Here is a 12,719-nt window from a genome sequence, read left to right as displayed (position 1 = left end):
CGGCTTCGACGCCCTGCGTGCGCGCGTCGCGTGACACGCGGGGCGTACAGACATGGTGCGCCAGGAGAGCGCGACGAGCCGCCGCGTCCTTCCAGCACGAGAACCACTATACCCCTAGGGGGTATCAATTGCAGAGGCGGGACTCGTCCAGAAGCGGCTGCAGGTAGCGGAACATGATCGTCTTCAGCTCCTCGGTGTACGCCGCCCGCTCCGCGCCCTCGTGGGCGAGGATCAGGTCGAGTCCCGCCTTGAAGACGGCGAAGGTCATGGTCGAGATCCGGTGTACGTCCGTGGTGGCGGCGTCCGGGAGGTATCCCGCGAGGATCTCCTCGATCCGTTCCAGAAGACCCGCGTGGACGGTGTCGAACTCCTGGGTGACGCGTCCGGGGATGTCCGGGCCGTGCATCAGGACGGCGAAAGCCGGGTGCTCCTGATTGAAGGTGATCAGCGGGTCGAGAACGGCCTCGAGCAGCTGCTCGAGCGGGAGGTCCTGGGTGGCGGCTGCCAGTGCCTCGCCGTGCGAGTCGCGCCACTGGTGGAGGAGGCGGTCTCCGAGCTCGATCGCGATGGCCTCCTTGTTCGGGAAGAACTGGTAGAGCGTGCCGGGTGAGACGCCGGCCTCCCTGGCGATGGCGTTGGTACTGGCGGCGGTGTAGCCGGTGGTGCAGAAGACGCTGGCGGCGGCGTCGAGGAGCTGGGCGATGCGCCGTTCGCCGCGGGCCTGACGGCGTCGCGGTCTGGCGCTCGGCGTGCCAGGTCCCGGTGTGTCAGGTCCCGGTGTGTCAGGCCCCGGTGTGTCGGCGGGCTCCGGCTTGGTCTGCTCCGGCACGTGGTTCCCCAGCTTCCTGGAACGGTTGACAAACGCGAGCGGTCACTCGCATTCTTGAGTAATGCGAGTGATGACTCGTGTTTGCCAGCTTATGGCAACGACTCGACCCATGCTGCCTGCCGGGAAGCCTGCGCACGGGTCACGGTGAAGGGGACACCGCACCATGTCCGAAGTCAACAGGCCACCCGGCCGCGCGAGCGCCACGCGCGCCGACGGCCCTCACGACGGTGAGCGGCGTGCGCGGGGCGGCGAGCAGCACCCGCGCGAGAGCCCGTGCGGCCGCGAGCCGGTACACGTCGGAGGGTGGACCCGCCTTGTCACGACGCGGCCGCGTCTCACCCTGCTGGCCGCCCTGGTCCTGACCGCGCTCGCCGTCTTCGCCGGCAGTGGCGTCGCCGACCGCATGGGCAGCGGAGGCTGGGAGGACCCGGCCGCCGAGTCGACGTACGCGACGGAGGCCGTCGAGCGGGCGTTCCCCGCCTCCCAGCCGAATCTGCTGCTGCTCGTGGACGCCGGCCGGGCGGGCGTCGACGACCCGGCGGTCGCCGCGGAGGCCACCCGGCTCGCGGAACGGCTCGAAGGGGAGGACGGCGTCACCGGCGTCGGTTCGTACTGGCAGACCCGGGCGCCCGCGCTCCGCGCGGAGGACGGGCGGCAGGCACTGATCGCCGCCCGCATCGAGGGTGACGAGAAGACGGCCGCGGAGGTGCTGGACCGAATCGCCCCCGGCTTCCGTGGCGAGCACGGCCCCGTGGACGTCTCCATCGGTGGCCCGGTCGCCGTGCAGCACGAGATGACGACGATCATCCAGGAGGACCTGCTCCGGGCCGAGATGATCGCTCTGCCGGTGACACTGGTGCTGCTGGTCATGGTCTTCGGCAGCGCGGTCGCGGCGCTTCTGCCCCTCGGCGTCGGCATCGTCGCCATCCTCGGGACGAACGCCGTCCTGCGAGGCATCACCGAGTTCGCCGACGTGTCCGTCTTCGCCCAGAACCTCACCACGGCGCTCGGCCTCGGACTCGCCATCGACTACGCGCTGTTCATCGTGCGCCGCTTCCGGGAGGAGCTGGCCGGCGGCGCTGAGGTGCGCGAGGCGGTGGGCCGCACGCTGCGTACCGCGGGACGCACGGTCCTGTTCTCCGCGTTGACGGTGGCCGTGTCACTGGCCGCGATGCTCGTCTTCCCGCAGTACTTCCTCCGTTCCTTCGCGTACGCCGGGATCGCGGTCGTCCTGCTCGCTGCCGCCGCCGCGTTGATCCTGCTGCCCGCCGCGCTGGTGATCCTGGGCCATCGGGTCAACGCACTGGACCTGCGCCGCCTCTTCCGCAGGGGCTCCGGAGGCCGGGACCGCCGTGACGATGGGGGCGCCGCGGCGGTGGAGGCCGCGTTCCCGGTGGGCGGTGCCGGATGGGGGAGGTTCGCCGGACTGGTGATGCGCCGGGCCCCGCTCTTCGCCTTCGCCACCGTCACCGGCCTGATCCTCCTCGGGCTGCCCTTCCTCGGCGTCAAGTTCGGTACGCCCGACGACCGTCAACTGCCGTCGAACGCCGAGTCCCACATCGTCCAGCAGCAGATACGGGACGGCTTCCCCGGCAGCCCCACCGGCGGCCTCGAGGTCTTCACCGAGCCGGCCGGAGGCACGGCCTCCGAGCCGACGGCCGCGCAATACGCGCAGTACCGCGAGCGGATCGCCGCCCTGCCGGGCGTCGTGAGGGTCGACGGACCCGTCACCTCGGGCACCTCGGCCTACTTCACAGTGCTCCCGGACGGGGAAGCGGTCGGGGAGGAGGCGCAGCGGCTCGTCCATGAACTGCGCGATGTCCCGGCGCCGTTCGAGACGTCGGTGACAGGCAGAGCCGCGGTCCTGGAGGATTCCAAGAGCGCCATCGCCGACCGGCTGCCCATCGCGCTGGGGATCATCGTCGTCGTGACGCTGCTGCTGGTCTTCCTGCTGACGGGAAGCGTGCTGATCCCCCTCCAGGCCGTCGTGCTCAACGCGCTCAGCCTGACGGCGATGTTCGGTGCCGTCGTCTGGGTCTTCCAGGACGGCAATCTGTCGGGGCTGCTCTCCTTCACCTCCACCGGAGACATCGAGACGACCCTGCCGGTGCTGATGTTCTGCATCGCGTTCGGACTCTCCATGGACTACGGGGTGTTCCTGCTCTCCCGGATCAAGGAGGAGCACGACCGCACAGGCGACCACGAGCACGCCGTCCGGTTCGGGCTGCAGCGCACCGGGGGGCTGATCACCGCCGCGGCCGTGATCCTCGCGGTCGTGATGGTCGCGATAGGCGCCTCCCGCGTGACCAACACCAAGATGCTCGGACTCGGGATCGCGCTTGCCGTCCTGATGGACGCCATGGTGGTGCGCAGCCTGCTGGTCCCGTCCGTGATGAAGCTGACGGGAGCCGCCACATGGTGGGCGCCACGGCCACTGCGCCGCTTCCACGAGCGGTTCGGGCTGAGTGAGGGCGAGGAGATGGAGGAGATACCGGAGCGGTCGGGTGGGACGGCCGATGGCCCCGCCCCGGTGGCCGGTCGGCGGGACGAGGTGAAGGTCTGACGGGCACGCCGTCCGCCTTGTGCGGGTGGCCCCGCACCGTCACCGGTGCGGGGCCACCCTTCCCACGCGCGCGTACGTCAGTGCCTCACTCTCTACGACCCCTGTTTCCGGGGCGGTTGGCCACCCAGATGCGGATCGTGTCCGCGTACCAGTACGGCTTACCGGCCTCCACCTGGTCGGGCGGCGGCAGAAGGCCGTGCTTGCGGTACGAGCGGACGGTGTCCGGCTGCACCCTGATGTGCGCGGCGATGTCCTTGTAGGACCAGAGCCTTCTGTCCGTCATGTGTGTGGCACCTCCCTGCGTGCGCAGCAGAGGCGGTCGGTATGCCGTCGGGAGAGCTGCCGCGCGGACGCTGGCGATCACAGAGCCTGTGCCCGGTGAACGACACCGGGTGACTCCGGGGGCACGGCTGTTGAGGCTCTGTGACGGAAGAACCGCGTAATGGAGACATGTGTGATGCGCGGGCGACAACAGTGACAGATGTGATGCAGTCCGTCAGACGCCGCAGGAGCGGAGAAAGGCGCGTGTCCGTTCGGCGATCGGAAGAGGTTTCTCCGGGGCGCAGGGGTACATGTCCTGCTCCACGATGGCGAAGAGATCGACGTCCAGCGACCGGGCCGCGGCGAGTACGGGCTCGAGCGCGGGTACACCGGCCGGCGGTTCGCACATCACCCCCTGGCCCACCGCGGGACCGAAGGGGACCTCGTCGGCGACGACTCGGGCGAGGATCGCCGGGTCGACCTGCTTGAGGTGGAGGTATCCGATCCGCTCCCCGTACGTCTCGATGAGCTTGACGCTGTCGCCACCGCAGTAGGCGTAGTGGCCGGTGTCGAGACAGAGCGAGACCCGGTCCGGATCGGTGGCGTCGAGGAAGCGGGCGACGTTCTCCTCCGTGTCGATGTGGGTGTCCGCGTGGGGGTGGACGACGATCTCCAGCCCGTAGCGCTCGCGTACCTCGTGGCCGAGCCGTTCGGTCTGGACGGTCAGATCGCGCCACTGCTCCGGGGTCAGGGTGCGGTCCTCGAGCACCCGGCCCGTCTTGTCGTCGCGCCAGAAGGAGGGGATCACGACCAGGTGCGAGGCACCCATCGCCCGGGTGAGGGCCGCGATGTCGGAGACGTGGGCCCAGGTGTCGTCCCACACCGAGGGGCCGCGGTGCAGCCCGGTGAAGACGGTGCCGGCGGACACCTTGAGACCGCGCCGCCCGGTCTCGTCCGCCAGGCGGGCCGGATCGGTCGGCAGATAGCCGTAAGGGCCGAGTTCGATCCATTCGTAGCCGGCGTGCGCGACCTCGTCGAGGAAGCGCTGCCAGGGGACCTGCCGGGGATCGTCGGGGAACCACACCCCCCAGGAATCGGGGGCCGAGCCGACCCGGATGCGGTTCAGGGCGGGTACGGAGGAGGTCATGCCGGCCAGCTTTCCGGCCGTCCGAGAAAGGTGTCAAGGGTTGGTCCGAATGTAAGGACAAATTGTTGACAGGGTTCGCCGGGGAGGGCTAGACCTGGTGTCAGCCGGCACCGGCGGGTCGAACCGAAGGGACGCGCATGCCTCAGCCGTATGACGTGATCACGATGGGCCGGATCGGGGTCGACCTCTATCCGCTGCGTGCCGGGGTCCCGTTGGCACAGGTCGACACGTTCGGGAAGTTTCTCGGCGGTTCGGCGACGAACGTCGCCGTCGCCGCCGCCAGGCTCGGCAGGCGGACCGCGGTGATCACCCGGACGGGGCGCGACGCGTTCGGGGAGTATCTGCACCAGGCGCTGGCCGGGTTCGGCGTCGACGACCGCTGGGTCACACCGGTGGACGAGTATCCGACACCGGTCACCTTCTGCGAGATCTTCCCGCCGGACCACTTCCCCCTGTACTTCTACCGCCGGCCGAAGGCGCCCGATCTCGAGATCCGGGAAAGCGAGTTGGACCTGCCGCAGATCCGCGACGCACGGGTCTTCTGGGTGACCGGTACCGGTCTGTGCGCCGAGCCGAGCCGCTCGGCGACGCTGGCGGCGCTGGCGAACCGTGCCAGATCCGGTGTCACCGTGTTCGACCTCGACTGGCGGCCGATGTTCTGGTCGGACCCGCGATCGGCGCGGCCGTACTACGCGCAGGCCCTGACCCATGCCACCGTCGCTGTGGGCAACCTGGAGGAGTGCGAGGTCGCCACCGGCGAGCGGGAGCCGCACGCGGCCGCCCGGGCCCTGCTCGCGGCCGGGGTCGAGCTGGCGGTCGTCAAGCAGGGCCCCAAGGGCGTGCTCGCCCTGCACCGCGACGGCACCCTGGCCGAGGTGCCGCCGGTTCCTGTCGATGTCGTCAACGGACTCGGAGCCGGTGACGCGTTCGGTGGGGCGCTGTGTCACGGCCTGCTCGCCGGAAAGGAGTTGGAGCAGACGATGCGTTACGCGAACGCCGCGGGGGCGATCGTGGCGTCGCGGCTCGCGTGCTCGACCGCGATGCCCTACGCACGGGAGGTGGAGACCGTCCTCGCGGGCGGCCCGCCCCCGCCGGACCCGAGTACGCAGGACCCGAGTACGTCCGACCCCAGTGCGCCGGCGCCGGAGCCGGCCTCCGGCGAGGCCCGCGGGGAGCGGTCGTGAGCAGAGTCGACATCACCGAGCTCGTCGGGATCCGGACCCACCACCCCGAAGCGGTCGCCGAGGCGGCCGTGCGCCGGCGGCGACGCCCACGCCTCGTCGGCGACAGCGGGCGTCTGATGATCATCGCTGCCGACCACCCCGCCCGCGGCGCCTTCGCCGTCGGGGACCGCCGCCTCGCCATGGCCAACCGCCTCGACCTGCTGGAGCGGCTCTGCCTCGCGCTCTCCCGGCCCGGCGTCGACGGGGTTCTGGCCACCGCCGACATCCTCGACGACCTCCTGCTTCTCGGCGCCCTCGACGGCAAGGTCGTCATGGGTTCGATGAACCGCGGAGGGCTCGCGGGCGCCTCCTTCGAGCTCGACGACCGCTTCACCGGCCACCGCGCACGCGACCTGGAGCGGCTCGGTTTCGACGCCGGCAAGCTGCTCCTGAGGATCGACTACGACGACGCCGCCTCCCTCGACACCCTGGACGCCGCGGCCCGTGCCGTCGACGAGATGGCGGAGCGTCAGCTCCCCGTCTTCATAGAGCCGTTCATCTGTCACCGGACCGACGGCCGGCTCCGCAACGATCTCGGGGCCGAGGCCGTCACCCGGGCCATCGCCATAGCCTCCGGACTGGCCGGTACGTCCGCGTACAGCTGGCTGAAGGTGCCCGTCACCGACAACCCCGACGACATGCGGACGGTGATGGAGACCTCCACGCTGCCCGCGGTGCTGCTCGGCGGCGACACAGGGCACGACCAGGACGTCACGTACGAGAAGTGGCGCGGCGCGCTGCGGCTGCCGACGGTCCGGGGACTCGTGGTGGGGCGCTCGCTGCTCTATCCGGTCGACGGCGACGTCTCGGGCGCGGTGGACACGGCCGTCGGACTGCTCCAGGGGTAGGGACAAGGCATGGACATGGACGACAACAGCACGTCGTACGGCCTTCACGTCCCGGCGGGCAGCGCCGCGAACGCGCCGTACGCCCTGGCCGTCGGACCGGAGCAGGCCGGCTGGGACTACTCCGCCCTGCGTGTGCTCGAACTGGAACCGGGCGGTGTGCACCTGCTCGCCGCCGGCGACAGCGAGTGGATCGTGCTGCCGCTCGCCGGCGGTTGCACCGTGCACACGCAAGGCGAGACCTTCGAACTGCAGGGGCGGCAGAGCGTGTTCGGCGAGGTCAGCGACTTCGCCTATGTGCCGCGTGACGCCCATGCCCAGATCGCCTCCGGTGCGGGAGGCCGCTTCGCCCTGGCAGGAGCGAGGTGCGAGCGCAGGCTCCCCGCTCGCTACGGCCCCGCGCCGGAGGTACCCGTCGAAGCCCGCGGCAGCGGCAGCCAGGCCCGGGAGGTCCACAACTTCGCCGCCGCGGGCGCTTTCGACTGCGACCGCCTGATCGCCGTCGAGGTGCTCACCCCCGGCGGCAACTGGTCCTCCTACCCGCCGCACAAGCACGACGAGCACCGCCCCGGCGAGGAGAGCGAACTCGAGGAGATCTACTACTACGAGATCGACGGCGGAGGCCTCGGCTACCAGCGCGTCTCCCCGTCCCGCCCGGGCGGCTGCGACCTGCTCGCCGAGGTCCGCACCGGCGACGCCGTCCTCGTGCCGGACGGCTGGCACGGCCCGTCCATCGCCGAACCGGGCCACACCATGTACTACCTCAATGTGATGGCGGGGCCCGGCGCCGAGCGCGAGTGGCTGATCCGCTTCCACCCCGACCACACGGAGGGCTACCGGTGACACGGTTGACCACGGCCCAGGCGCTGGTGCGTTTCCTGTCCCGCCAGTACAGCGAACGGGACGGTCGGCGGCAGCGGCTGATCCCCACTACCTGGGGCATCTTCGGCCACGGAAACGTGGCCGGCATCGGCCAGGCGCTCCTCGAGTCCGCGCAGGACATGCCGTTCGTCCAGGGCCGCAACGAACAGGCGATGGTGCATGCCGCGGTCGGCTACGCCCGCCAGTCCCGGCGGCTGGCCGCCCACGCCGTCACCACCTCCATCGGCCCCGGCGCCACCAACCTCGTCACCGGCGCCGCCCTCGCCACGATCAACCACCTTCCCGTCCTGCTGCTCCCCGGCGACACGTTCGCCACCCGCCCCGCCGACCCCGTCCTCCAGCAGCTCGAAGTGCCGTACGCCGGCGACGTCTCGGTGAACGACTGCCTGCGCCCCGTCTCCCGCCACTTCGACCGGATCACCCGCCCGGAGGCGCTGATCCCGGCCGCCCTCCGTGCCATGCGGGTCCTGACCGACCCGGCTCAGACCGGCGCTGTAACGCTGGCGCTGCCGCAGGACGTGCAGGCGGAGGCGTACGACTGGCCGGAGGAGTTCTTCGCCGAGCGGACCTGGCGGGTTCCCCGGACGCGCCCCGACACGGAGGCGGCGACGCAGGCCGCGGCGGCGCTGCGCGCGGCCCGCCGCCCGCTGCTCGTGGCAGGCGGCGGCGTCCACCACTCCGAGGCGGAGGACGCTCTGCGGGCCTTCGCCGACGCGACCGGCGTCCCGGTCGCCTCCACCCAGGCCGGCAAGGGATCACTGCCGTTCGACCACCCCTGCGACGTCGGCGGCATCGGCCACACCGGCACCGCCACGGCGGACGAACTGGCCCGCGACGCGGACCTGGTGATCGGTGTCGGGACCCGCTGGTCCGACTTCACCACCGCCTCTTCGACCCTCTTCCGGGCCGGACAGGTGCGCTTCGTCAACATCAACGTCACCGCCTTCGACGCCCACAAGATGTCCGGCCTCTCGCTGGTCGCCGACGCCCGCGCCGCGCTCCGGGAACTCACCGCCGCCGTCGAGGGCCATCGGGTCGACGCGCACTACGAGGAGGATTACGGGAGCGCCAAAACGGCGTGGGAGGAGCGGGTGACCGCGGCCTTCGCCGCCCCCGACCCCGGCCTGCCGCCCACCCAGTCGCAGGTCCTCGGAGCCCTCGACTCCCTTGTGACGGCGGACGACATCCTGATCAACGCCGCCGGCTCCCTCCCCGGAGACCTGCACAAGCTGTGGCGCACCCGGTCCGCGGACCAGTACCACGTCGAGTACGGCTACTCCTGCATGGGCTACGAGATCCCGGCCGCGATCGGCGTCTCGATGGCCGCCCCCGGCCGCCCCGTGTGGGCGCTCGTCGGGGACGGCACGTATCTGATGAACCCCACCGAGATCGTCACCGCCGTGCAGGAGGGCCTGCCGGTCAGGATGGTGATCCTTCAGAACCACGGGTACGCGTCCATCGGCGGCCTGTCCGAGTCGGTGGGCTCCGAGCGCTTCGGCACCGCCTACCGTCACCGGGCCGCCGACAGCACCTTCACCGGCACTCCGCTTCCCGTCGACCTCGCGGCCAACGCCCAGTCCCTGGGAATGCGGGTGATCCGCGCCCGAAGCATCCGTGACCTGCGTGAAGCGCTGGCCGAGGCCCGTGCCGCGGACGTGCCCACATGTGTCTACGTCGAGACCGAAACGGCAGACACTGTGTCGGGCCCGCCCGGAGCACAGGCGTGGTGGGATGTTCCAGTGGCCGAGACCGCGACCCGCCCGTCGGCGGTCAAGGCCCGCGAGGAGTACGACCGGCAGGCCGGAGCCCGACGCCGCCATCTCTAAGGAGCGTTTCGTCATGACGAAGACCGTCAACCACTGGATCGGTGGCAAGACCGTCGAGGGTGCGTCGGGCAACTGGGGCCCGGTCACGGACCCGGCGACGGGAGCCGTCACCACCCGAGTCGCCCTGGCCTCGGCCGACGAGGTCGGCGCGGCGGTCGCCGCGGCACGCGAGGCGTACGCGACCTGGGGCACCTCGTCGCTGGCCCAGCGCACCGCGGTCCTGTTCCGCTACCGGGCACTGCTGGACGCCCGCCGGGACGACATCGCCGCCCTGATCACCGCCGAGCACGGCAAGGTCCACTCGGACGCGCTCGGTGAGGTCGCGCGCGGCCTCGAGATCGTCGAGCTCGCCTGCGGGATCACCACCCAGCTCAAGGGCGAGCTGTCCACCCAGGTCTCGAACCGGGTCGACGTGTCCTCGATCCGTCAGCCGCTGGGTGTCGTCGCCGGCATCACGCCGTTCAACTTCCCCGCCATGGTGCCGATGTGGATGTTCCCGCTGGCCATCGCCTGCGGCAACACCTTCGTCCTCAAGCCGAGCGAGAAGGACCCGTCCGCGGCGAACCTCCTGGCCGAGCTCGCTCACGAGGCCGGGCTGCCCGAAGGCGTGCTCAACGTCGTCCACGGCGACAAGGTGGCCGTCGACGCACTGCTCTCGCACCCGGACGTCGCGGCGGTCTCGTTCGTCGGCTCCACTCCCATCGCCCGGTACATCCACACCACCGCCTCGGCCAACGGCAAGCGCGTCCAGGCACTGGGCGGAGCGAAGAACCACATGCTGGTCCTGCCGGACGCCGACCTCGACGCGGCGGCCGACGCGGCCGTCTCGGCGGCGTACGGCTCGGCGGGTGAGCGCTGCATGGCGATCTCCGCGGTCGTCGCGGTCGGTGCCGTGGCCGACGAACTGGTCGAGAAGATCCGTGAGCGCGCGGAGAAGATCAAGATCGGTCCGGGCACCGACCCGACGTCCGAGATGGGTCCGCTGATCACCGCCGCCCACCGGGACAAGGTCGCTTCGTACGTCGAGGGCGCGGCCGCCCAGGGCGCGGACGTCGTCCTCGACGGCACCGGGTACACGGTCGACGGTTACGAGGACGGCCACTGGATCGGCCTCTCCCTCCTGGACAAGGTCTCCACCGACTCCGACGCGTACCGCGACGAGATCTTCGGCCCGGTGCTGTGTGTCCTGCGCGCGGAGACGTACGACGACGGCGTGGCGCTGATCAACGCCTCCCCGTTCGGCAACGGCACCGCGATCTTCACCCGCGACGGCGGCGCGGCGCGCCGCTTCCAGTTGGAGATCGAGGCCGGCATGGTCGGTGTGAACGTGCCGATCCCGGTGCCGGTGGGCTACCACTCCTTCGGCGGCTGGAAGGACTCGCTCTTCGGCGACCACCACATCTACGGCAACGACGGCGTGCACTTCTACACCCGCGGCAAGGTCGTCACCACCCGCTGGCCCGACCCGGCGGACGCCCCCGCCGGTGTCGACCTGGGATTCCCCCGCAACCACTGATGACGCGAAGCGGTGCGCGGCCTGCCGGCCGCGCACCGCTTCGCGCTCGGTGACTCGGTGACTCGGTGACTCGGTGGGTCAGCCGGCCCAGTGGGTCAGCGGCTCAGAACAGCGAGTGCAGCAGCTTGTTCGGCGAACCGGTCATCGGATTCTGGACCTTGCCCGGGGTCGCGTTGTTCACCAGGGCGTCCCGCACCTGCGCCGGGGTGGCCGTGGGGTTCGACGCGAGGTAGAGCGCGGCCACGCCCGCGGTGTGCGGGGCCGCCATCGACGTACCCGAGATCGTGCTGGTGGCGGTGTCGTTGTCCTTCCAGGCCGAGGTGATGTCCACGCCAGGCGCGAACAGGTCGAGGCACGTTCCGTAGTTGGAGAACGACGCGCGCCGGTCCGCGGAGTCCGTCGCACCGACCGTGATGGCTTCGGGGACGCGGGCGGGCGAGTAGTTGCACGCGTTGGCGGGGATGCCCAGGATCGGGAGGCCGTTGCCCGCCGCGAGGGAGTAGCTGACGCCTGAGGCGATCGACCTTTTCACGGCGTCGTCCAGCGAGGCGCTCGCGCTGCCGCCGAGGCTCATGTTGGCCACGGCAGGCTTCTGCGCGTGGGCGGTGACCCAGTCGACGCCCGCGATCACGCCGGCGGTCGTTCCCGAGCCGTCGCAGTCGAGGACGCGAACGGCGATGAGGTTGACGCTCTTGGCCACCCCGTAGGTCTTGCCGCCGACGGTGCCGGCGACGTGCGTGCCGTGGCCCTGGCAGTCCTGGCCGTTCTGGCCGCCGCCCACCGTGTCCGTGCCGACGCTGGCACGCCCGCCGAACTCGCTGTGCGAGGTGCGGATCCCGGTGTCGATGATGTAGGCGTTCACGTTCGACGCCGACGTGTCGTAGGTGTACGTCTTCGACAGCGGCAGATCGCGCTGGTCGACGCGGTCGATGCCCCAGGTGGCGTTCGACTGGGTGTCGTTCAGCCGGACAGTTGAGTTCTGCTCGACGTACGCGACCCGTGGGTCGGCCGCGAGCGCCTTGGCCTTGGAGGCCGGCATCGCGGCGGAGAAGCCCGAGAGGACGTTGCTGTAGGTGTGCTTCGGTGTGACGCCGAGATCGGCGGCACGGGTACTGCCGTCCTTGAGGACGACGATCCAGCTGTCGGAGATGGCAGTTGCAGTGGGAGCGAGACGAAGATCGCCGATGATCGCGCTGTGCGCGGTGGGGGAGACGGCGAACTGGAGACCGGTCGCGGCGGCGGCTGCTGCTATCAGCGCCCCGGCGCGACGGGCAGTGGCTCTCATCTCGTGCACCTGACCTTTCGTTGACCGGTTGTTACGGGCAAGTACGGTCGTGCATGGTGCCAGGACGTGCGGTTGTGAGAGCCAGGGTCTCGCGATGTGACCTGCGTCACAAGAGTGCGACTGATCGGTAACTGGCCGGAAATATGCACCCGCTGAGGCGGAATCAGCAGGTGTGGATCTTGTGTGCGCCCTGCACGGGTCTCAAATGTCCGGTGCCGGCGTGCCGTCGTGACGACGGCCGCGAAGTGGGCATGTACCGCGTGCGGTGTACGAGGACCGTGCCGCGTACTACTCGAGGAGGCGCGGCGGTTCCACCTGGCGGCAGCCGCCGGCCGGCCGCCG

10 protein-coding genes are annotated in these 12,719 nt (G+C 70.7%); 6 read left to right on the top strand and 4 right to left on the bottom strand.

What is annotated here, in order from left to right:
* Window positions 1-124: 124 nt before the first annotated feature.
* Window positions 125-829: a TetR family transcriptional regulator gene (locus ACFYV1_RS21285; RefSeq protein WP_389397077.1), complete on the bottom strand. Its 705-nt coding sequence runs from the start codon at window positions 827-829 to the stop codon at window positions 125-127.
* 163 nt (window positions 830-992) lie between these two features.
* Between ACFYV1_RS21285 and ACFYV1_RS21280 the strand changes: the two genes are divergently transcribed.
* Window positions 993-3,392, top strand: coding sequence for an MMPL family transporter (locus tag ACFYV1_RS21280; RefSeq protein WP_389397076.1), 2,400 nt, complete (start codon window positions 993-995; stop codon window positions 3,390-3,392).
* 85 nt (window positions 3,393-3,477) lie between these two features.
* On the opposite strand, the gene ACFYV1_RS21275 is transcribed toward ACFYV1_RS21280, so the two are convergent.
* Both ACFYV1_RS21275 and ACFYV1_RS21270 read right to left on the bottom strand, forming a co-directional pair.
* Entirely contained in the window at window positions 3,478-3,675 is a 198-nt protein-coding gene (locus ACFYV1_RS21275; RefSeq protein ID WP_389397075.1) for a helix-turn-helix transcriptional regulator, read from the bottom strand.
* 213 nt (window positions 3,676-3,888) lie between these two features.
* Window positions 3,889-4,800, bottom strand: a complete 912-nt coding sequence (locus tag ACFYV1_RS21270; protein ID WP_389397074.1) for a sugar phosphate isomerase/epimerase family protein — start codon at window positions 4,798-4,800, stop codon at window positions 3,889-3,891.
* Window positions 4,801-4,937: 137 nt separating this feature from the next.
* Here ACFYV1_RS21270 and iolC point away from each other — a divergent pair, with 137 nt between their 5' ends.
* From iolC to mmsA, 5 genes are read left to right on the top strand one after another with little or no spacing between them, the layout of a single operon-like run.
* Complete coding sequence (iolC, locus tag ACFYV1_RS21265) at window positions 4,938-5,984, top strand: 5-dehydro-2-deoxygluconokinase (protein ID WP_389397073.1); 1,047 nt, start codon at window positions 4,938-4,940, stop codon at window positions 5,982-5,984.
* Window positions 5,981-6,871 (top strand): deoxyribose-phosphate aldolase, encoded by an 891-nt coding sequence (locus ACFYV1_RS21260; protein ID WP_389397072.1) that lies wholly within the window; start codon window positions 5,981-5,983, stop codon window positions 6,869-6,871. Before iolC ends, ACFYV1_RS21260 begins: the two co-directional genes overlap by 4 nt.
* A gap of 15 nt (window positions 6,872-6,886) precedes the next feature.
* Entirely contained in the window at window positions 6,887-7,711 is an 825-nt protein-coding gene (gene iolB / locus ACFYV1_RS21255; protein WP_389397298.1) for a 5-deoxy-glucuronate isomerase, read from the top strand.
* On the top strand, window positions 7,708-9,576 hold the full coding sequence (gene iolD / locus ACFYV1_RS21250) for a 3D-(3,5/4)-trihydroxycyclohexane-1,2-dione acylhydrolase (decyclizing) (RefSeq protein WP_389397071.1): 1,869 nt from the start codon (window positions 7,708-7,710) through the stop codon (window positions 9,574-9,576). The genes iolB and iolD overlap by 4 nt, the downstream gene beginning before the upstream one ends.
* Before the next feature lie 13 nt (window positions 9,577-9,589).
* Window positions 9,590-11,092: a CoA-acylating methylmalonate-semialdehyde dehydrogenase gene (gene mmsA, locus ACFYV1_RS21245; protein WP_389397070.1), complete on the top strand. Its 1,503-nt coding sequence runs from the start codon at window positions 9,590-9,592 to the stop codon at window positions 11,090-11,092.
* Window positions 11,093-11,195: 103 nt separating this feature from the next.
* Here mmsA and ACFYV1_RS21240 read toward each other — a convergent pair whose 3' ends face one another.
* Entirely contained in the window at window positions 11,196-12,386 is a 1,191-nt protein-coding gene (locus tag ACFYV1_RS21240; protein ID WP_389397069.1) for a S8 family peptidase, read from the bottom strand.
* Window positions 12,387-12,719 lie beyond the last annotated feature (333 nt).

The sequence above is a fragment of the Streptomyces sp. NPDC003023 genome (assembly GCF_042888225.1).
Taxonomy (GTDB): domain Bacteria; phylum Actinomycetota; class Actinomycetes; order Streptomycetales; family Streptomycetaceae; genus Streptomyces.
The sequence above is the reverse complement of the archived record's forward strand: the minus strand, read 5'-3'. Positions and strand labels throughout refer to the sequence as shown.

Coding starts and splice junctions, on each gene's coding strand:
- mmsA (WP_389397070.1), top strand. CDS start 9,590: ATGACGAAGACCGTCAACCACTGGATCGGTGGCAAGACCGTCGAGGGT.
- iolC (WP_389397073.1), top strand. CDS start 4,938: ATGCCTCAGCCGTATGACGTGATCACGATGGGCCGGATCGGGGTCGAC.
- ACFYV1_RS21275 (WP_389397075.1), bottom strand. CDS start 3,675: ATGACGGACAGAAGGCTCTGGTCCTACAAGGACATCGCCGCGCACATC.
- iolB (WP_389397298.1), top strand. CDS start 6,887: ATGGACGACAACAGCACGTCGTACGGCCTTCACGTCCCGGCGGGCAGC.
- ACFYV1_RS21280 (WP_389397076.1), top strand. CDS start 993: ATGTCCGAAGTCAACAGGCCACCCGGCCGCGCGAGCGCCACGCGCGCC.
- ACFYV1_RS21270 (WP_389397074.1), bottom strand. CDS start 4,800: ATGACCTCCTCCGTACCCGCCCTGAACCGCATCCGGGTCGGCTCGGCC.